This window comes from Streptomyces sp. L2 (assembly GCF_004124325.1).
Taxonomy (GTDB): Bacteria; Actinomycetota; Actinomycetes; order Streptomycetales; family Streptomycetaceae; genus Streptomyces.
Genome location: NZ_QBDT01000001.1, coordinates 2,770,148 through 2,790,461, shown reverse-complemented (window position 1 = coordinate 2,790,461; position 20,314 = coordinate 2,770,148). Strand labels below are relative to the sequence as shown.

General features: G+C 72.2%; 15 protein-coding genes. 10 read left to right on the top strand and 5 right to left on the bottom strand.

The window, feature by feature from the left end:
• Window positions 1-30 precede the first annotated feature (30 nt).
• A complete protein-coding gene (locus DBP14_RS11865; protein ID WP_241740874.1) occupies window positions 31-1,953 on the top strand; it encodes a serine/threonine-protein kinase in 1,923 nt (640 codons plus the stop codon).
• Here DBP14_RS11865 and DBP14_RS11860 read toward each other — a convergent pair.
• The 3 genes from DBP14_RS11860 to argJ form a co-directional block, all read right to left on the bottom strand.
• A complete protein-coding gene (locus DBP14_RS11860; RefSeq protein WP_164992309.1) occupies window positions 1,913-4,843 on the bottom strand; it encodes a LuxR family transcriptional regulator in 2,931 nt (976 codons plus the stop codon). The genes DBP14_RS11865 and DBP14_RS11860 overlap by 41 nt on opposite strands.
• A gap of 175 nt (window positions 4,844-5,018) precedes the next feature.
• Window positions 5,019-6,863, bottom strand: coding sequence for a M1 family aminopeptidase (locus DBP14_RS11855; RefSeq protein WP_129307204.1), 1,845 nt, complete (start codon window positions 6,861-6,863; stop codon window positions 5,019-5,021).
• A 287-nt stretch (window positions 6,864-7,150) separates the two neighbouring features.
• Complete coding sequence (gene argJ, locus DBP14_RS11850) at window positions 7,151-8,305, bottom strand: bifunctional glutamate N-acetyltransferase/amino-acid acetyltransferase ArgJ (protein WP_129307203.1); 1,155 nt, start codon at window positions 8,303-8,305, stop codon at window positions 7,151-7,153.
• 374 nt (window positions 8,306-8,679) lie between these two features.
• On the opposite strand from argJ, the gene DBP14_RS11845 reads away from it, so the two are divergent.
• From DBP14_RS11845 to DBP14_RS11810, 8 genes are all read left to right on the top strand, one after another.
• Window positions 8,680-9,909, top strand: a complete 1,230-nt coding sequence (locus DBP14_RS11845; RefSeq protein ID WP_164992308.1) for a M20 family metallopeptidase — start codon at window positions 8,680-8,682, stop codon at window positions 9,907-9,909.
• 399 nt (window positions 9,910-10,308) lie between these two features.
• Window positions 10,309-11,364 carry a BMP family ABC transporter substrate-binding protein gene (locus tag DBP14_RS11840; protein ID WP_129307202.1) on the top strand — a complete coding sequence of 352 codons (1,056 nt, stop codon included), beginning with the start codon at window positions 10,309-10,311 and terminating at the stop codon, window positions 11,362-11,364.
• Window positions 11,365-11,578: 214 nt separating this feature from the next.
• Window positions 11,579-13,180 (top strand): ABC transporter ATP-binding protein, encoded by a 1,602-nt coding sequence (locus DBP14_RS11835; RefSeq protein ID WP_129307201.1) that lies wholly within the window; start codon window positions 11,579-11,581, stop codon window positions 13,178-13,180.
• Complete coding sequence (locus DBP14_RS11830; RefSeq protein WP_129307200.1) at window positions 13,177-14,304, top strand: ABC transporter permease; 1,128 nt, start codon at window positions 13,177-13,179, stop codon at window positions 14,302-14,304. The genes DBP14_RS11835 and DBP14_RS11830 overlap by 4 nt, the downstream gene beginning before the upstream one ends.
• Window positions 14,304-15,590, top strand: a complete 1,287-nt coding sequence (locus tag DBP14_RS11825; RefSeq protein WP_129307199.1) for an ABC transporter permease — start codon at window positions 14,304-14,306, stop codon at window positions 15,588-15,590. Before DBP14_RS11830 ends, DBP14_RS11825 begins: the two co-directional genes overlap by 1 nt.
• Window positions 15,587-15,997 (top strand): cytidine deaminase, encoded by a 411-nt coding sequence (locus DBP14_RS11820; protein WP_129307198.1) that lies wholly within the window; start codon window positions 15,587-15,589, stop codon window positions 15,995-15,997. Before DBP14_RS11825 ends, DBP14_RS11820 begins: the two co-directional genes overlap by 4 nt.
• Window positions 15,998-16,065: 68 nt before the next feature.
• Window positions 16,066-17,349 carry a thymidine phosphorylase gene (locus tag DBP14_RS11815; RefSeq protein ID WP_129307197.1) on the top strand — a complete coding sequence of 428 codons (1,284 nt, stop codon included), beginning with the start codon at window positions 16,066-16,068 and terminating at the stop codon, window positions 17,347-17,349.
• 95 nt (window positions 17,350-17,444) lie between these two features.
• Complete coding sequence (locus DBP14_RS11810; protein WP_129307196.1) at window positions 17,445-18,029, top strand: Uma2 family endonuclease; 585 nt, start codon at window positions 17,445-17,447, stop codon at window positions 18,027-18,029.
• Window positions 18,030-18,035: 6 nt separating this feature from the next.
• Here DBP14_RS11810 and DBP14_RS11805 read toward each other — a convergent pair whose 3' ends face one another.
• Window positions 18,036-18,956 (bottom strand): AEC family transporter, encoded by a 921-nt coding sequence (locus DBP14_RS11805; RefSeq protein ID WP_129307195.1) that lies wholly within the window; start codon window positions 18,954-18,956, stop codon window positions 18,036-18,038.
• 61 nt (window positions 18,957-19,017) lie between these two features.
• On the opposite strand from DBP14_RS11805, the gene DBP14_RS11800 reads away from it, so the two are divergent.
• On the top strand, window positions 19,018-19,404 hold the full coding sequence (locus DBP14_RS11800) for an STAS domain-containing protein (RefSeq protein WP_129307194.1): 387 nt from the start codon (window positions 19,018-19,020) through the stop codon (window positions 19,402-19,404).
• Here the strand turns inward: DBP14_RS11800 and DBP14_RS11795 are convergent.
• Window positions 19,315-20,301: a sigma-70 family RNA polymerase sigma factor gene (locus DBP14_RS11795; protein ID WP_129307193.1), complete on the bottom strand. Its 987-nt coding sequence runs from the start codon at window positions 20,299-20,301 to the stop codon at window positions 19,315-19,317. The genes DBP14_RS11800 and DBP14_RS11795 overlap by 90 nt on opposite strands.
• Between the last annotated feature and the right edge of the window lie 13 nt (window positions 20,302-20,314).

Genomic DNA, 20,314 nt, shown 5'->3' with positions numbered 1-20,314 from the left:
CGTGACGGGGGAACGATGAACGGCGAGGGCATGGCCCACGGGGTTTTCCAGACACTGGCCGAGGACGACCCGAAGACGATCGGCGGGTACCGGCTCGCCGCCCGGCTCGGCGCCGGCGGCATGGGCAATGTGTACCTGTCGCACACGCCCGGCGGACGCGCCGTCGCCATCAAGGTGATCCGGCCCGAGTTCGCCGAAGACCCCGAGTTCCGGCGGCGGTTCGCCCAGGAGGTGCGCGCCGCCGAACGCGTCCAGGGCCTCTACACCGCCCCGGTGATCGACAGCGACACCGACGGAGCGCACCCCTGGCTCGCGACCGCCTACGTCTCCGGCCCGACCCTCGCCGCGGCCGTCGCCGAACACGGGGCGATGCCCGCCGCGACCGTCCTGCTGCTCACCGCGGGCGTGGCCGAGGCCCTCCAGGTCGTGCACGGCGCCGGCATCGTGCACCGCGACCTGAAGCCGTCCAACGTGCTGCTCGCCGCCGACGGCCCCCGCGTCATCGACTTCGGCATCGCCCGCGCCGCCGACACCACCGCGCTGACCGGCAGCGGGGTCACCGTCGGCACGCCCGCGTTCATGTCCCCGGAACAGGCGGCCGGCCGTACCGTCGGCCCGCGCTCCGACGTGTTCGCCCTCGGCCAGGTCGCCGCCTTCGCCGCCCTCGGCCGCTCCGCCCACGGCGACGGCCCCTCCCACGCGGTGCTCTACCGGATCGTGCACGAGGAACCCGACCTCGCCGGGCTCCCCGCCGAACTCACCGAGCTGGTAAGCCGCTGCCTCGCCAAGGAACCCGACGAGCGCCCCACGCTCGCCGAGGTCCTCGCCCTGTGCAACGCCGCGTCCGGCGCGACGCAACTGCGCCGCCCCGAGGACTGGCTGCCGAACGCGGTGACCACCGTCATCGCCGACCGCTACAACGCGCCCCAGCCGCTGCCCGCGACCCCGGCGGCCGTGCCCGCGGCGCCCCAGCACCCGCCGACGGCCGCCGACCAGCAGCCGCAACAGCCCTCCCAGCCCCCGCGGCCCGCCCAGCAGCCCTCCACACAGCCCCAGCAGCCTCCCGTCCAGCCGCAGTACGTCCCGACGCAGACGGCTCAGCCGGTTCAGCCCGTCCAGCCGGTGCAGCCCCACCACGCGCCCACGCAGACCGCGCACCCGGTCCAGCCCGTTCAGCCCGTCCAGCACACGCCCGCCCCGCCATGGGCCACCGGCGGCCACGCCCCCTACGGCGGTCCCGGCGCACCCGGCGGCCCGGTCGGCCCCGGCACCACCCCCGGCGACCGCCCCGCCCGGCGCCGGAAGACCGGGCTGGTCGTCGGTGCCGTCGTGGGAGTCCTCGTCCTCGCCGGCGCGGCCGTCGGCGTGCTCAAGAGCGGCGTGCTCGACGGCGGCGGAGGCTCCCACAAGAACGGCGCGGCCACCCAGCCCACCGGCACCAAGACCTCCGGCACGAAGCCCACCAGGAGCGCGCAGAGCGACGACCAGAACTCAGGCGGCCAGAACACGGGCGACCAGAACACCGGCGGGCAGGCCGACGCGTCCTCCGGCAGCACCGCGGCCCCCACCGTCTACAAGAACTTCAACCTGGCCGACGGCTACTACCTGAAGTTCAGCGACCAGCCGCTCGTCCCGCACGACTCCAACTACGACGACCTGTACCTGAGCTGCGACAGCGACTCCTGCTCCTTCGGCTCCTACAACACCAAGCTCGTCCTGCTCGACCAGGGCGAGGCGGGCTCGCTGGACGCCTGCAAGCAGGACACCCGCTACCTCCCCCAGGAGATCTCCCTGAGCCGCTTCTCCAAGGGCAGGCAGCTCTGCGCGACCACGCAGGACGGCATCGTCGCCCTCATCACCTACGAGAGCCAGTCGCCCAGCAGCAGCGCCAGCCAGTACGTCACCCTGGACATCAGCATCTGGCGCGACGCGGTGCCGCCCGTGCAGGACTGAGGCTCAGGACGACACGGGTGAGGTCCACCCGCGAGCGCACACCCAGCTTGCGGTAGGCGCGGGTCAGCGCGGCCTCCACCGTCTTGACGCTCACCACCAGTTCGGCGGCGATCTCCCGGTTGCTGGCCCCCTCCGCGACGCGCTGCGCCACCCGCCGCTCGGCGTCGGTCAGCAGGTCGAGGTCCACCGCCGCCGTCGCGGGTGGCGGCCCGCCGGTGCCCCGCGGGGCCGGCTGGTCCTGTGCGGCACGGGTCAGCGCCAGCCACGGCCAGGCCCGGGCGCGCGTGAACAGCGCGTGCGTGGCCGCCAGTTCACGCCGCGCGCCGGACTGGTCGTCGGTGCGCAGACACAGCAGGCCCAGCGCCAGCCGGGTCCGGCCCTCCTCCAGCGGATAGCCCAGCTCCCGGAGTTGCTCCGCGGCCAGCCGCAACTGGTGTACGGCGGCCTCGGCATCCCCCTCGGCCTCCAGCAGCAGTGCCCGGGGGCGCCGTAGCGTCGCCAGTACGCCCTGCCGGCCGAGCCGCACCGCCTGCTTCCAGGTCTGCTCCAGCAGCTCGTCGGCATCCACGCCGCACCCTTCCAGGACCAGCGCCTCGGCGAGATCGCTGTGCCAGCGCCGGATCGCCGGATCGCCCTGCCCCTGCGCGAGTTCCAGGTCCCGCACCCGCCGCAGCACGGGCAGGGCCGCCCCGGACTCGCCCGCGACCAGCCGGACATGGCCCTCCGCGTGCAGGGCGCGGGGCAGGAAGAGCCGGTCGGCGTCGTCCTCGGCGTGCCGGCGCGCCTGTTCCGCCGCCACCAGCGCCTCGCCCGGGTCACCGCCCGCCGCCCTGGCCACCGCCAGCGCGTGCCAGGCCGGCCCCTGGCTGAACCCGGCCCGCGCGGCGACGTCCAGGCTCTGCGCGGCCAGGTCCAGCGCGCGGGCGCAGCGCCCCCGGTGCACCTCGACCAGCGCGAGCGAGGCCAGGCACTGGCTGAGGCTCTCCGTGCTGCCCCGGGTTCGCACCGTGTAGACGAGGGCGCGCATCTCGGCGCGCGCGTCGTCCAGCCGGTCGTGCAGCAGATGACGGCGGGAGCGGACGAAGGCCGGCCCGTTGTGGTCGTAGAGCGCCCGGTGGTCGGCCCGCGAGGTCAGCGCGGCCCGCAGCGTGTCCTCCGCCTCGGGCAGACCGAGGTAGAACTCCACGGCGGCCTGCAGCGTCAGGCCGAGCTGATGGGTCCGCCAGTCGTCCGCCTCCCGCGACAGCCGGGCCGCCCGGACGGCGTGCGGGTGCGCCCGCACGGCGGAACCCTCGGCCACCCAGGCCTGCCAGGCGAGCCGGTAGTGCACCTGGGCCAGCAGGTCGGGACAGCACTCGGCGTCCCGCAGCGCGTACCGGAGCACGTTGGCCACCTCGGCGACGGCCTGGCCGCTGGAGTCGATGATCGCCATCCAGGCGCGGATCCGGTCCGCCGGGTTCCGGCAGTCGCGCAGCGCGTGGTGGGCGAGGCGCCGCACCAGCGGGTAGTCGCCGGCGGCGAGCGCGTCCTCCGCCGCCGTCAGCAGCCGGTCGACGCTGTCGGCGCCCGTGCCCGGGGTCAGCTCGGCCGCGCTCAGCCCCAGCTGCGCGGCGTTCGCGCGGGCACCCCGGCGGCGGGCGATCGCGGCCGCCTCCGACAACAGGGCGGCGAGCGCCGCGTCCTCGCCGGTGGCGAGCGAGGCGAGCTGCTGGGCCCGCTCCACCGGATCGGTCGCGGCGTCGGCGAGCGCCCGGTGGACCCGGGCCCGCTCCTCGGCGCCGGCCTCCTCGTACAGCAGGACCGCCGTCAGCGGCTGCGTGAACCGGACCGGCCCGTCGCCCACCGGCGCCACGAGACCCAGCCGTACGGCCTCCCGCAGATCGTCGGCCGCGCCGGCGAACCCGGCCCGGCGCAGCAGCGCCGCCGTCGGGTAGGCCGCCGCGCCCGCCGCCAGCAGGGTCCGGCGGGCGGCGGCCCCGAGAGCGGCCAGCCAGTCGTGGAGATACGGCCGCAGCGCCTCCGGCAGGGGCGGCACCGACGCCGGAGTCAGCGGCCTGCCCCACACCGGGCTGCCGTCGTCCTGGCAGGTGCGGGCCAGCTCCAGCGCGAACCGGGGATTGCCGCCGGCGGCCCGCCGGACCCGCGCGGCCATCTGCCTCGGCCAGCGCATGCCGTGTGCCGCGAGCACCTCGGCGATCTCCGGCTCCGTCATGGGCGGCACCGCGAGCGTGGTCGCCGGCCCGGGACACAGCCGCACGGCACGGTCCACGGCGTCGGGGGACTCGCCGTGCCGCCCCACGTCCGCGTCGTGCGGGGGCGCCGTCCCGGCCGCCTGGGGCCGCGGGTGTACGGCCCCGGCGCCCGGGTCGGTGCGGACGGCCGCCGCGACCGCGAGCCGGCCGCCGGTGCTGCGCCGGGCGACGAAGGACAGCGCGTCCGCGCTCGGTTCGTCCAGCCACTGCGCGTCGTCGACGACCAGCAACAGCGGGCACGGCCGCGCGAGTTCGGTGAACACCCGCAGCAGCGCCAGGTGCAGCGTGAGCAGCTGCTCGCCCCCCTCCGGGCGAGCAGTGCCCGCGCCCCTGCGCAACACCCCGTCCAGCAGGGCGCGTTCGGGGTCCCAAAGGTGATCCAGTTCCTCGTCCCGGACCTGGGCCATGAGGTCGATCAGCCCCAGGTGGGGGAGTCGACGGTCGGAGCGGGCCGGTGCGCAGCGCAGCACCCGGTGGCCGCTCGCCGCGCACTCCTCGGCGAGTGCCGACAGCAGCGTGGACCGGCCGGCGCCCAGGTGTCCGGTGAGCACCAGGCCGCCCGCGGCGAGCGCGGCCCGCGCCCGCGCGAGGACGGCCGGACGGCCGGCGGCAGCGGCCGCCGGCCGTGGCTCAGGCACGGCCCGCGCCGAGCGGGCCACCGGGACCGGGCCGGTGCCGGTGGCGTCGCCGGCGCCGGGTCGGGTCGCTCATGGGTCCCATGGGTCCCTCCCCTTCGTGAGTGCGTCGGGGCCGCCCCGCCGGACGGGACGGACTGTACGACCTTGAACCAACGGGGTCACCCCCTGAGCGGGCTCAGCCGTCGATGCGGTGCCGGTCCCAGAACGACGTCAGGTCGGTGCTCGTCAGCGCCTGTGCCGCCGCCTTGAACTCGGCGGTGGTGGAGACGCCGTACCAGTGGGCCTGCGCGTAGTCGTGCAGCAGCTTCTGCATCGCGCTGTCGCCGAGGACGCGGCGCAGGTCGTGCAGGGCGCACTTGCCGTAGCCGTAGACGACGGTGGAGTACCGGGCGGAGTGGGCGTCCCAGTACGCCATCGAGTTGGTGATCGCCTCGTCGCCGGACGCCCAGGAGACGTTGTTCCAGCAGCCGGAGCCGTCCTTGCCGAGGGCGAGGTCGGTTGCGTAGTCGGTGAACGACTCGTCCAGCCACGGGTGGTTGTACTCGTCGTCGCCGACGATGCCGTAGAACCACTGGTGGGCGAGTTCGTGCGTGAGCGCCGTGCGGTCGACCAGGTCGAGGACGAAGCCGGGGTACTCCATGCCGCCGAACCAGAAGCCGTTGTCGAGGACCGCGTCCACCTCGCCGTACGGGTAGGCCCCGAAGCGCTGTCCGTGCGCGTCGATCGCGGACTCGGCCACGCTCAGCATGCTCTGCAGGTCGGACGAGCCGATGCCGTCCACGCCGTAGACGTTGACCTTCGTGCCGTCCTGCGCCGTGCCCGACACCTTGCTGAACGGGCCGGCCGCCCAGGCGAAGTCGCGCACCGACCTGGCGGTGGCCCGGGTGACGGTGCGCCCGGCGGACCCGGGAGTGTCCACGGAGGTGCCGGTGGCCGGGACGGACAGCGCGGTCGGGTGGTCGAGGGTGACGTCGAAGTCGGCGGCCAGGGAGTAGAAGGACTCGCCGTTGTTCGTGTACGCGTCCAGGTGCCAGCCGTCGCCGTCGTGGACCGCGAGGACCGGCAGGGCGTTGCCGAGGAAGTCGAACTGCCCGTCGTGGCCGAACCGGTCGGCGCCGCTGGGCACGTCGATCGCCAGGTCGAAGCCGACCGTGCCGCTCTGTCCCTGCGCGAGCGGGGCCGGCAACGTGACCTTGAGCGCCGTGCAGTTCACCGACAGCGCGGCCGGGGTGCCGCCGGTCACGTGCGTCACCGCGATCGGCGTGGTCGGGCAGCTTCCGTGGGCGTTGTCCCACAACCGCAGGTACACCTCGTTCAGCGGGTCGGCCGAGGCGTTGGTGAAGGTCACGCTCTCGTGCCCGCTCCAGTGCGCGCCGGTGGAGTCGCTGCTCAGCGAGGCGGTGTACGACGGCTTCGCGGGCGTCCGGACGGAGTCGCCGGTCGGGGGCGGGGTCGTGCCGCCACCGGAGGTGTCCAGGGCGACGTCGTCGAGGACGAAGCTGGTCTGGGCGCCGGAGTCCTCGCTGCCGGTGAAGGAGACGGTGACGGTCTGCCCGGCGAACGAGGACACGTCCACGGTCTTCCTCACGTACCCGGCGGCCGCGTCCAGGTTGGAGTACGTGGCGAGGGTCGTCGTACCCACCTTGGCGGTGAGCTTGTCGTACGCGGTGGACGAGGTCGTTTCGTCCGTGTCGACGTGCAGATAGAAGCTGAGCGAGGCCGTGGTGCAGCCGGCCGGGATCGTCACGCTCTGCGAGACGGTGTCGGTGTGGGTGGAGCCGTATCCGTCCAGCCAGGCGAAGTGGCTGCCCGCGTGGGCGCTCTGCCCGCCGGCGTCGGTGATCACACCGCTGCTCGCCGACCAGGGTGACGTGCCGTTCTCGAAACCGCCGTTGCCGACCAACTGCGCGCAGGCCGGGTCGGCCGCCCGCGCGTCCGGCGCGGGCGCCGCCACGGCCAGCCCGCCGGCCGCGACGATCACACAGGCGCCGGTCGCCCAGGTGAGGAGTCTTCGTCTCATGGTGTCTTCCTGTCCTCTCGGGACGGGGTGGGGGAGACGGGCCGCCCCTGGGGAGAGAGACCGTGTGAGGCAGGTCCGGGCGGCACCACGAGGAGTCTGAGAGCCACCGCCCCGCCGCGGAAGCGGCGCACGGCGGCCGTAGGGATATCCCTACGGCCACGAAGGGAGCGTGACCGGCGGGGGACGAGCCCGGTCGCCGCCTGCGCGGAGCCCGGCGCGAGCCGGGAAGCGGCCGGCTCAGGTCGTGTGAGCGGCCGGAGCCTGGCGCGAGCCGGGAAGCGGCCGGCTCAGGTCGTGTAGTCGGCGTTGAGCTTCACGTAGCCCTCGGTGAGGTCGCAGCCGTAGACGGTGAACGCGCCGTCGCCGATGCCGAGGTCCACCCGGATGACCACCTCGTCGCCGGTCAGATACCGTGCCGCCCGCTCCAGCAGCGCGTCGCCCGGCTCCTCCGGGTGCATGGGGAGGTCGCCGAACCAGATCCGCACCCGGGGCGGCTCGATGTCGGTCTCGTCCTCCAGCTTGCCGACGGCCATCGCGACCCGCCCCCAGTTGGGGTCGGCCCCGTGCACGGCCGTCTTCACCAAGGGCGAGTTGACCACGCTCTTGCCCACCCGTTTGGCCTGGGCGTCGTCGCGGGCCCCGGTGACCTGGACCTCGATGAGCTTGGCGGCACCCTCGCCGTCGGCGGCGATGTCGCGGACGAGGTGCAGGGCGACGGTGTACAGCGCCTGCTCGAACCCGTCGAGGCCGACGGGACCGGCCAGGCCGTTGGCGAAGATCGCGGCCGTGTCGCTGGTGGAGGTGTCGGTGTCGATGCTCAGGGCGTTGAACGTCCGGTCCATCACCCGGCGGAACACGGCGTCGAGTTCGGCGGCCGGGATGTCCGCGTCGGTGAAGAAGAAGGTCAGCAGGGTGGCCATGTTCGGCTCGATCATGCCCACGCCCTTGGCGATGCCGGCGAGCACGGCGTCACCGACCCGCACGGCCAGGTACTTGGGCCGGGTGTCCGTCGTCATGATGGCCGCGGCCGCCGCGGCGAGGTCCGCCTCCGGGAACGGCCAGGACAGCGCGTCGAGTCCGGACCGGATGCTGTCCATGGGGTAGGGCCGGCCGATCACCCCGGTGGAGCCGATGACCAGTTCCTCGGGGTCGACGCCGGCGATCTCGGCGACCCTGCGGCGCACCTCGGCCGCGTTGGCCGCGCCCGCACCGCCGGTGGCGACGTTGGCGTTCCGGGAGAGCACGACCATCCCCCGGCTCCGCTGCCGGGCCGCCGCCGCACGGCTGAGGACGACGCTCGGTCCCGCGAACCGCGAGCGGGTGAACACGGCGGCGGACCGGGCGGGCACCTCGGAGACGACGGCCGCGAAGTCGTCCTCGACGTCCTTGAGTCCCATGTTCCTGGTCACGCTGCGGAAGCCCCGGGGTGAATGAATGAGCATGCTGGTAACCGTACATTCACTCGCTCGGGTCGGCCATGTATTTGGGTAAACATCGCACCAGGAACGCAGTTTGAGCACCTGCGTGAGATCAAGGATGCCTGCATAAACATGCAGTGGTGAGGTGTCGGCGACGGCACCGCGCGGCTCCCCTCCCCACGACCGGCCGCTGCCGGGCCGGTTCCGATCTTTGGACATGTCGCGCGTGAGGCGGGCCAGGCGTGGTATGCGTGGAAGAGGAAACAAAGGTTTTACCCACCGCAGTCCGCCGCCATGCGTCCGCCGGTCAGATTTTCTTCCCCCACGGGGCTGAACTTTTCCGGATCCCGCTCAGCCGACCGGCCGGGCGTCCTACCCTTCAGAGGGTGAAGCAATTGATGTCCCTAGAGTCCGAGGCCGACCTCCCCGGGGATGTGCTCCCCGGTGTGCTGAGCGAATCGCTGCACGCCGAACTCGTCGCCTTCCGCCGCGACTTGCACATGCACCCCGAACTGGGCAACCAGGAGTTCCGTACGACCGCCGCCATCAAGGAGCGGCTGGAGAAGGCCGGGCTCCGCCCCCGCGTCCTCGCCTCGGGAACCGGGCTCATCTGTGACATCGGACTGGCCGAGGGGGAGCGGTCCGCCGTCCCGCTGCTCGCCCTGCGCGCCGACATCGACGCCCTGCCCATCCCCGACACCAAGGCCGACTGCCCCTACCGGTCGACCGTGCCCGACCGTGCCCACGCCTGCGGCCACGACGTGCACACCAGTGTGGTCCTCGGTACCGGGATCGTCCTCGCCCGGCTGCACGAAGAGGGACTGCTGCCGCGCCCGGTGCGGCTGATCTTCCAGCCCGCCGAGGAGGTGCTGCCCGGCGGTGCCGCCGACGCCATCGCGTGCGGGGCGCTGGACGGGGTGGGGCGGATCCTCGCCGTGCACTGCGACCCGCGCGTCGACGCCGGCAGGGTGGGGCTCCGCGTCGGCCCCATCACCAGCGCCTGCGACCGGCTGGAGATCGCGCTCGACGGGCCCGGCGGCCACACCGCCCGCCCGCACCTGACCACCGACCTGGTCACGGCCGCCGCCCGCGTCGTCACCGACGTGCCGGCGCTGGTCGCCCGGCGCGTGGACACCCGTGCGGGACTCGTCGTCACCTGGGGCCGCGTCGAGTCGGGCCACGCGCCGAACGTCATCCCGCAGCACGCCGAACTGTCCGGCACCGTCCGCTGCCTCGACCTGGACGCCTGGCGGGAGGCCCCCGACATCGTGCACGCGGCCATCGACGAGGTCGCCACGCTGCACCGGGCCAAGTCGGAGATCAACTACGTGCGCGGTGTGCCGCCCGTCGTCAACGACCGGGGGGCCACCGAGCTGCTGCGCAAGGCGATGGTCGCGCGGCGCGGGATGCGGTCCGTGGAGAACACCGAGCAGAGCCTGGGAGGCGAGGACTTCTCCTGGTACCTGGAGCACGTGCCCGGCGCGATGGCCCGCCTCGGGGTCCGTACCCCCGGCGACCCTCGGGTCCGCGATCTGCACCAGGGTGACTTCGACGCCGACGAACACGCGATCACCGTCGGCGTGGAGATGTTCACGGCAGCGGCCTTCCTGGACGACCCGAGCGTCTGAAAAACCGGATCTCGCCCCCGCCGCCCCTTCCCCTCCCGACCTCGGGGGCAAGCCCCCGGACCCCCTTGCGCAGTTCCCCGCGCCCCTTTTAGGGGCGCGGGGAACTGCGCGACCGGCCACGGCGCACCCGCACATCCCCACTCGTTCCCCCGGCCGGCGCAACACGCTCCCCAGCCGTTCGTGCACGCTGCGCGACACCCCCCTTCCACCCGCGGATCGCGGAGTTCACGCACCGTTTGCCTCTATTCGATAACGGCGTCGCGAGAGGTGTTTTTCTGACATCTACGCGCGTTACGATGCCGCGAAGCCGACGCCGCCGGGGCGTCTCGGCCCGAGCACTGGCATGGTGCTCACATCAAGCGCCGACACGGCGCTCAGGTCAGGTGAAGGAGCCTTCCCGTGCGCCGGGTAGCCAAGCTTTCCGCTGCGGTTGTCGCATCCGCAGCTCTCGCCATGTCTGCCACCGCGTGTGGCAGCACCTCCTCCGACAACTCCTCCTCGTCCTCGTCCTCCGGCGGCGGCAAGGGTGTCAAGATCGGCCTCGCCTACGACGTCGGCGGCCGTGGTGACCGCTCCTTCAACGACTCCGCCGCCCGCGGTGCCGACAAGGCCGAGAAGGAGTTCGGCGGCTCGATCAAGGAGCTGACCGCCAAGACCTCCGACACCGAGGCCGACCGTGAGCAGCGGCTGACGGACCTCGCGGACGCCGGCTACAACCCGATCGTGGCCGTCGGCTTCTCCTATGCCACCGCGATGGGCAAGGTCGCCGCGAAGTACCCGAAGACCAGCTTCGGCATCGTCGACTCGGTCGTGGACGCCAAGAACGTCGACAGCATCACCTTCACCGAGGAGCAGGGCTCCTACCTGGCCGGTGTCGCCGCCGCGCTGAAGACCAAGAAGGACCACGTCGGCTTCATCGGCGGTGTCGACACCCCGCTGATCAAGAAGTTCGAGGCGGGCTACGTCCAGGGCGTGCACGACACCAACGCCAAGGTCAAGGTCGACGTCCAGTACCTGACGCACGGCTCCGACCTGTCCGGCTTCTCCAGCCCCGACAAGGGCAAGGCCGCCGCGCAGGGCATGCTCGACAAGGGCGCCGACGTCATCTACACGGCGGCCGGCTCCTCCGGCAACGGCGCGATCGAGGCCGTCAACGGCACCAAGGGCGCCTGGGCGATCGGCGTGGACTCCGACCAGTACAACATCCCGGGTCTGGCCAAGTACAAGAGCTCGATCCTGACCTCGATGGTCAAGAACGTCGACGTCGGCGTCTACGACTTCATCAAGTCCGTGCACGACGGCAAGCCGCTGACCGGCAACCAGGTCTACTCGCTGGCCAAGGGCGGCGTGAAGCTGGCCACCAGCGGTGGCTTCATCGACGACATCCAGCCCAAGCTGGACGCCGCGAAGAAGAAGATCGTCGACGGCTCCATCAAGGTCAAGACCACCCCGTGACCTGATGCGTCCGACCCCGGCGGGACCCCGACCGGTCCCGCCGGGCCCCGGCTCGGCGCAGGGGAGCGTTCCCAGCCCTCAGGGCCTGTACGCGACGCCCCTCGCCGAGCCATAACAATGTGTCAACTCTACGCGTGTAGCGCGGAGTTGTCGCGCTAGCGTCGCCGACGCCTGCCCTCCCCTACGCAGCCCCTTTCCCCGAGGAGAGTGCGCCATCAACGCGTCCAGCCCTCCCGCTGCCGTCGAACTGCGCGGCATCACCAAGCGCTTCCCCGGCGTCGTCGCCAACCGCGACATCGACATCACCGTCCGCACGGGCACCGTCCACGCCCTGTGCGGCGAGAACGGCGCCGGCAAGTCCACCCTGATGAAGATCCTCTACGGCATGCAGCAGCCGAACGAGGGCACCATCACCGTGAACGGCGAGCGGGTCGCCTTCAAGACCCCCGCCGACGCCATCGCCTGCGGCATCGGCATGGTGCACCAGCACTTCATGCTCGCCGACAACCTCACCGTCCTGGAGAACGTGGTCCTCGGCGCGGAGAAGCTGTACGGCATCGGCGGCAAGGCGCGGGGAAAGATCAAGGAGATCTCCGAGGCGTACGGACTGAACGTCCGCCCGGACGTCCTCGTCGAGCAGCTGGGCGTCGCCGACCGCCAGCGCGTGGAGATCCTCAAGGTCCTCTACCGCGGCGCCAAGACCCTGATCCTCGACGAGCCCACCGCCGTCCTCGTGCCGCAGGAGGTCGACGCCCTCTTCGACAACCTGCGCGAGCTGAAGGCCGAGGGCCTCACCGTCATCTTCATCTCCCACAAGCTGGGCGAGGTGCTGTCCGTCGCCGACGAGATCACCGTCATCCGGCGGGGCACCACCGTCGGCACCGTCGAGCCGAGGTCGACCACCACCAAGCAGCTCGCCGAACTGATGGTCGGCAGCGAACTGCCCACCCCGCAGACCTCGGAATCCACCGTCACCGACGCCCCCATGCTGGACGTCGCCGGACTGCACCTGGCGCAGACCGACCTCGACGGCATCGAGCGCGTCATCCTCGACCAGATCTCCCTGACCATCCACAAGGGCGAGGTCCTCGGCATCGCCGGCGTCGAGGGCAACGGCCAGTCCGAACTGGTCGAGGCGATCATGGGCATGCGGCAGCCGGACGCCGGCACCATCACCCTCGACGGCACCGACATCTCCCAGGACGCCACCCGCCGCCGCCGCGAGGCCGGCATCGGGTACATCCCCGAGGACCGCCACCGCCACGGCCTCCTGCTGGAAGCCCCGCTGTGGGAGAACCGCATCCTCGGCCACGTCACCGAGAAGCCCAACTCGCGCGGCGGACTCCTCGACCCCCGGGCCGCCCGCACCGACACCGAGCGGATCGTGCAGGCGTACGACGTCCGCACCCCCGGCATCGAGGTCACCGCGGCCTCCCTGTCCGGCGGCAACCAGCAGAAGCTGATCGTCGGCCGCGAGATGAGCCACAGCCCCAAGCTGCTCATCGCCGCCCACCCCACCCGCGGTGTGGACGTCGGCGCGCAGGCCGCGATCTGGGACCACATCCGCGAGGCCCGCCGCGAGGGCCTGGCCGTGCTGCTGATCTCGGCCGACCTGGACGAGCTGATCGGCCTGTCCGACACCCTGCGGGTGATGTACCGCGGCCGCCTGGTCGCCGACGCCGACCCCGCCACCATCACCCCCGAGGAGCTGGGCTCCGCCATGACGGGCGCCGCGGCCGGCCACCTGGAGCATGGCGAGCAGACGGACCCGGAGCAGACGGGCGGCCCGGAGCAGACAGAGGACGACGAGCGATGAACAAGCTGACCGCACGGATCGACAAGGAGCGGCTGCTCCTCGGGATCGCCGCCCCGCTGCTGGCGATCGTCGCCGCGATCATCGTCACCACCCTGGTGATCCTCGCCACCGGCAAGAACCCGGGCCCCGCCTTCAGCGACATGCTGAACTACGGCTCCGCCAGCGACAGCCAGGTCTACATCCTCAACAAGGCGACGACCTACTACCTCGCGGGCGTCTCGGTGGCCATCGGCTTCCGGATGAACCTGTTCAACATCGGTGTCGACGGCCAGTACCGGCTCGCCGCGTTCTTCGCCGCCGTCCTCGGCGGCGCGCTCGCCGTGCCCGGCTGGCTCGCCATCCCGCTGATCATCATCTGCGCCATGGCGACCGGCGCCGTGTGGGCGGGCATCGCCGGTGTCCTCAAGGTGACCCGAGGGGTCAGCGAGGTCATCTCCACGATCATGCTGAACTCGATCGCCACCGCGATCATCGCCTACCTGCTCCAGCCCGGAAAGCTCGGCGAACTCCAGCAGGGCGGCACCCTGGTCTCCACCAAGCCGCTGCCGCACGCCTCGTTCCTGCCGAACATCAACGCCGGCCCGGCCGGCTCGGTCGACAGCCTGATCATCCTCGCCGTCCTCGTCGGCGTCGCCTACTGGTTCGTCCTCGGCCGCACCCGCTTCGGCTTCGACCTGCGCACCGTCGGCCAGTCCGAGACGGCCGCCGCCGCGAGCGGTGTCGGCGTGAAGAAGATGGTCGCCACCAGCATGATCATCTCCGGTGCGGTGGCCGGCCTGGTCGGCCTGCCCACGCTGCTCAACGAGAGCCACCAGTTCGACAACAGCTTCCCCGCGGGCATCGGCTTCACCGGCATCGCGATCGCGCTCCTCGGCCGCAACCATCCCATCGGCATCGCGCTCGCCGCCCTGCTCTGGGGCTTCCTGGAGCGCACCACCAACCACCTGGAGTTCCAGGGCTACGACAAGGAGATCCTCGGCGTCATCCAGGGCGTCATCGTCCTCTGCGTCGTCATCGCCTACGAAGTCGTACGCCGCTACGGCCTCAAGCGCCAGCAGCAGCGGGTCGGCGCCGAACTCGCCGCCCAGGCCGCCGCCCCGACGAAGAAGCAGGAGGTGGCGTGATGACTGCCACGATGACCGACGCGCCGCCGCCCGCGGCGCCCAAGGCGGACGCCGCGGCCACCCGTTCGGGCCGCTCCCTCGGCCAGATCCTCATGCTCGTCGCCGGCGCGCTGATCCTCGTCGCCGCGATCCGCATGATCACCGGCTCCGACCAGCTCGACTCCGCCGGACAGGTCAGCGCCGCGCTGGGCCTGGCCGTACCCATCGGCCTCGCCGGACTCGGCGGCCTGTGGGCCGAGCGGGCCGGCGTGGTCAACATCGGCCTCGAAGGCATGATGATCCTCGGCACCTTCGGCGCCGGCTGGATCGGCTGGCAGACCAGCCCCTGGCTCGGCCTGCTGTGCGGCATCGGCTTCGGCGTCCTCGGCGGCCTGCTGCACGCCGTCGCCACCGTCACCTTCGGCGTCGACCACATCGTCTCCGGTGTCGCGATCAACCTGCTCGCGCTCGGCGCCACCCAGTACCTCGCCAAGATCTTCTTCGCCACCGGCAAGGCCGCGGAGGCGGGCGGCGACCCCAAGCAGTCCCCGCCCGTGGACTCGCTGCCCAACGTCACGGTGCCCGGCCTCTCCGACGCTCTCGCGTCGATCGAGAAGCACCACTGGTTCTTCGTCTCCGACATCGCCGGCATCCTCGGCGGCCTCGTCACCAACCTGTCCGTGGTCACGATCCTCGCCGCCGTCCTGTTCGTCGGCAGTTGGTGGATCCTGTGGCGCACCCCGTTCGGCCTGCGGCTGCGCTCCTGCGGCGAGAACCCGACCGCCGCGGAGTCCCTCGGCGTCGACGTCTACCGCTACAAGTACGCGGCCGTGGCCGTCTCCGGCGGCCTCGCCGGACTCGGCGGTGCCTTCCTCTCCCTGGTCACCTCGCACATCTACCTGGAGAACCAGACCGGCGGCCGCGGCTACATCGGCCTCGCGGCGATGATCTTCGGCAACTGGCGTCCCGGCGGCCTCGCCATGGGCGCCGGCCTGTTCGGCTACTCCGACGCGCTCCAGCTGCGCAACGGCGGCGTCACCGTGCACGCCCTGCTCCTGCTGCTGGTCGTCCTCCTCGCCGTTCTGGCCGGCTGGAAGCTGTACCGCAAGGCGCTGTGGCAGGGGGTCATCAGCGCCGTCATGGCCGCGCTGGTCCTCGTCTGGTACCTGTTCACCGACGAGGTCCCGGGCGACTTCGTGGGCGCGACGCCGTACGTCGTCACGCTCCTCGTGCTGTCCCTGTCCGCCCAGCGGCTGCGCATGCCGAAGGCGGACGGCATGCGGTACCGGAAGGGCCAGGGCAAGTGACCGCCGCGGACCCGGCGGCCGGATTCGACTGGGAGGCGCTGCGCGCCGAGGCCCGGGACGCCATGTCCCACGCCTACGCCCCCTACTCCGGCTACCCGGTCGGCGTGGCGGCCCTCGTCGACGACGGCCGCACCGTCACCGGCTGCAACGTGGAGAACGCCTCCTACGGCCTCGGCCTGTGCGCCGAGTGCGGCCTGGTCTCCCAGCTGCAGCGCACCGGAGGCGGCCGCCTCACGCACTTCACCTGCGTGAACGGCGCGGGCGAGCTGCTCGTGCCGTGCGGCCGCTGCCGCCAGCTGCTGTACGAGTTCGGCGGCCCCGGACTGCTCCTGGACACCCCCGGCGGGATCCTCCCGCTCTCCGAGATGCTCCCGCAGGCCTTCGGCCCGGACCACCTCACCAAGTAACTCCGGTACGGCCCCTCCGCCCCGCGCGGCAGGGGCCGTACAGTTCCACACCCCCGGAAGGGAAAGCCATGGCCATGGACGCCATCTCCGTCATCCGCAGCAAGCGGGACCGCGGCGAGCTGACCGACGAGCAGATCGACTGGGTCATCGACGCGTACACCCGCGGCGAGGTCGCCGACGAGCAGATGTCCGCGCTCGCCATGGCGATCCTGCTCAACGGCATGAACCGGCGCGAGATCGCCCGCTGGACGGCGGCCATGATCGCCTCCGGTGAGCGCATGGACTTCTCCTCCCTGTCCCGCCCCACGGCCGACAAGCACTCCACGGGCGGCGTCGGCGACAAGATCACCCTCCCGCTGGCCCCCCTGGTCGCGGCCTGCGGCGCGGCCGTCCCCCAGCTCTCCGGCCGCGGCCTCGGCCACACCGGCGGCACCCTGGACAAGCTGGAGTCGATCCCGGGCTGGCGCGCCCTGCTCTCAAACGAGGAGATGCTCTCGGTGCTGGACGGCACGGGCGCGGTGATCTGCGCGGCCGGCGACGGGCTCGCCCCCGCCGACAAGAAGCTGTACGCCCTCCGGGACGTCACCGGCACGGTGGAGGCGATCCCGCTGATCGCCTCCTCCATCATGTCCAAGAAGATCGCCGAGGGCACCGGCTCCCTGGTCCTGGACGTCAAGGTCGGCTCGGGCGCCTTCATGAAGACCCTGGACGACGCCCGAGAACTGGCCTCCACGATGGTCGGCCTCGGCACCGACCACGGCGTGAACACGGTCGCCCTCCTCACCGACATGTCCACCCCCCTCGGCCTCACCGCCGGCAACGCCCTGGAGGTCCGCGAGTCGGTCGAGGTCCTGGCCGGCGGCGGCCCCGCCGACGTCGTCGAACTGACCCTCGCCCTGGCCCGCGAGATGCTCGACGCCGCCGGGGTGAAGGACGCCGACCCGGCGAAGGCCCTCGCGGACGGCTCCGCGATGGACGTCTGGCGCCGCATGATCACCGCCCAGGGCGGCGACCCCGACGCGGCCCTCCCCACCTCCCGCGAACAGCACGTCGTCAAGGCGAGCGCCTCCGGCGTCCTGACCCGCCTCGACGCCTACGACATCGGCATCGCCGCCTGGCGCCTCGGCGCCGGCCGCGCCCGCAAGGAGGACCCGGTCCAGGCCGGAGCAGGCGTGGAACTCCACGCCAAGCCCGGCGACACCGTCACCGCGGGCCAGCCCCTCCTCACCCTCCACACCGACACCCCGGACCGCTTCGACTACGCCCTTCAGGCGGTCGCGGGCTCCTACGCCATCGCAGCCCCGAACACCCCGTTCACGCCGTCCCCGGTGGTGCTGGAACGTATCGCCTGAACAGGGGTTTTTCCTTTCGAGTGAACGGGGCCGGTAGACCACCACCGGTCCCGTTCGGCATGCTTGGATCGGTGACGCACCGATAGGAGACCGCCATGAGCGCACTCACCGTGAGCCAGGATCCCGACCAGAGCTGGGACGACCTCGTCCGGTTCTGGGAGGAGATGGAATGGCCCGAGGGCAGCAAGGTGGAGATCATCGAGGGGATCATCACCGTGTCACCTGCTCCCGCCCCGCGCCACAACGTGATCGCGGCCCGTATCCAGCGTCGCCTCTACTCAGTGATCCCCGAGGACTGGGAGATCTTCCAGACACTGGCGATCGCTGTTCCCTCCCGTCTGGGCATGCTCATCCCGGACCTGGTCGTAGCTCCTTTGCCGGAGTGCGCGGAATCGGACACACACGTTCCAGCCGCCCTCGCCGAACTGGTCGTCGAGGTGACCTCCAAGTCCAACGCGCGCCACGACCGCATCAGCAAGCCGGCCGCCTACGCCACTGCGGGAATCCCGCTGTACCTGCTGGTCGACCGCTGGGCCCCCGATGGCCCCACCGTGACGCTGTACGGAGAGCCGAAGGGGGATGTCTACCGACCCCTGAGCACCGCCAAGTTCGGCGAGCCCGTCAAACTGCCCGCTCCCTTCGGCGTGGTGATCGACACAAGCGAGTTTCCCGTCGACTGACAGTCCTCACCCCAGCACCGCCGCCACCCCCACCAGCACCGGCACCGACACCACCGTGGACAGCAGGATGGACTCGCGGGCCAGGGATTCGGCGACGTGGTAGCGCTTGGCGTAGGTGAAGAGGTTCTGGGCGGCGGGGAGCGCCGAGGTGACGACCACGTCGAGGAGGGGGGCGCCGTGGAGGCCGAAGACGGCACTGGCCAGGGCCCAGGCCGCCAGGGGCTGGCCGACTGACTTCAGGGCCACGGAGAGCAGGACCAGGTTGCGGTCCCGGCCCCGGCCGGGGGCCGCGCTGCCGTGCAGGGACATGCCGAACACCAGCAGGGCCGCCGGCACGGACATGTTGCCGATCAGGGTGAGGGGCTCCAGCACCGGGCCCGGAATGCGCCAGCCCGCCGCCGAGACGACCACGCCCGACAGGGAGCCCACCGCTATCGGATTGCGCAGCGGGGTCAGCGCCCGCCGCCACGCGGAGCCCTTCTCGCCCATGCCGGACAGGTCCAGCACCGTGAGCGCGACCGGCGTGACCAGGACGACCTGGAACAGCAGGACCGGCGCCACCAGGGACGCGTCGCCCAGGACGTACGCGGCGATGGGAATCCCCAGGTTGCCCGAGTTGACGTAACCGGAGCACAGGGCGCCGATCGTGGTCCGGCCCATGCCCCAGTGCCGTACCGCGCCCACCGCCAGGAACACACCGGAGACGGCCACCGTGCTCAACGCGGTCACCAGCAGCCGGCTGGAGAACAGCAGCGTCAGATCGGCCTTCGCGAGGGTCGTGAAGAGCAGGGCCGGACCGGCCACCGTGAACGCCAGCCGCGTCAGCACCTCCCCGGCCTGCTCACCGAGCAGCCCGCGCCACCCGAGCACATAGCCCACCCCGATGACGACCGCGATCACTGCGAACCCGCTCAAGACCCCCTGCACGCCCCAACCCTCCGGGGCGCGGCCCCGCCAGGTCAATGTGATCCTCGCCGGACCCCGGCCGATGAGTTCCGCCCCTCACGGCGGTCTACCGGACGTGGATGCCAGGACACCGCCCGTGCTCGTGCTGCCCGGCCCCGGTCCGCTCGCGCGGGACGAGGTGGCGGGCTGGTGTGCCGCCGTGGGGGAGCTGGTGGCGGGCGGCGGTGTCGTGGTGTGCGACGTCGGGGCGGTCAGGGCGCCGGGGCTGGGGGCCGTCGAGGTGCTGGCCCGGCTGCAGCTGGCCGCCCGGCGCGGCGGCGGGCGGATCAGGCTGCGCGCACCCGCCCCCGGCCTACTCTCCCTGCTGGACCTCGTCGGGCTACGCCTCCAGGTGGAGGGGCAGGCCGAAGAGGGGGAACCAGCGCTCGCAGTCGAGGAAGCAGTGGAAACCGGTGATACGGCCCTCTGACAGCTCCAGCACCTGCACCGCCCACGGAGTGAAGCCGCCCGCCTCCTCGTCCGGCTTGTAGTGGGCGAAGCCCGGCAGCCCGTTCGCCGTGACCGGCAGCAGCCGGGAACCCGCGCAGGAGGCACCCAGCGTCGTCATGAAACCGGTGATGTCCGCCGGACCGCGCAGCCACAGGTCGAACGGCGGCATCGTCATCACCGCGTCCTCGTGCAGCAGCTCCGTCAGCGCCGACATGTCGTAGCCCTCGAACGCCTTCACATAGCGCTCCAGGAGCCTTTGCTGCTCCTCGTCCAGCGGATCGGACACCGCCCCGGCCGGCCCGGCGTCCCCGCGCTCGGCGAGCGTCGCCCGCGCCCGCTGCAACGCGCTGTTGACCGACGCGACCGTCGTCCCCAGCAGCTCGGCCACCTCGCTCGCCTTCCAGGCCAGCACCTCGCGCAGGATCAGCACCGCCCGCTGCTTGGGCGGCAGTTGCTGGAGGGCCGCCATGAACGCCAGCCGCACCGACTCCTTGGCGACGGCGGCCTCCGCCGGATCACCGGTCGTCGGCAGCACGCGCGCGTCCGGCACCGGCTCCAGCCACGTGTGGTCCGGGCGCGGCGCCAGGGCCGCCTGCGCGAGCGGCGTCGACTCCGTCAGGTCCATCGGCCGGGCCCGCTTGCTCCCGGCCGACAACATGTCCAGGCACACGTTCGTCGCGATCCGGTACAGCCACGATCGCAGCGACGAGCGGCCCTCGAACTTCTCGTAGCTCCGCCAGGCCCGCACCAGGGTGTCCTGCACCGCGTCCTCGGCCTCGAAGGACGAGCCGAGCATCCGGTAGCAGTACCCGGTCAGCTCGGTCCGGTGCTTCTCCAGTGCGACGTCCAGGTCCGCCGTCGCCGTGCCGTTGCCCATCGTCGTCCACCCG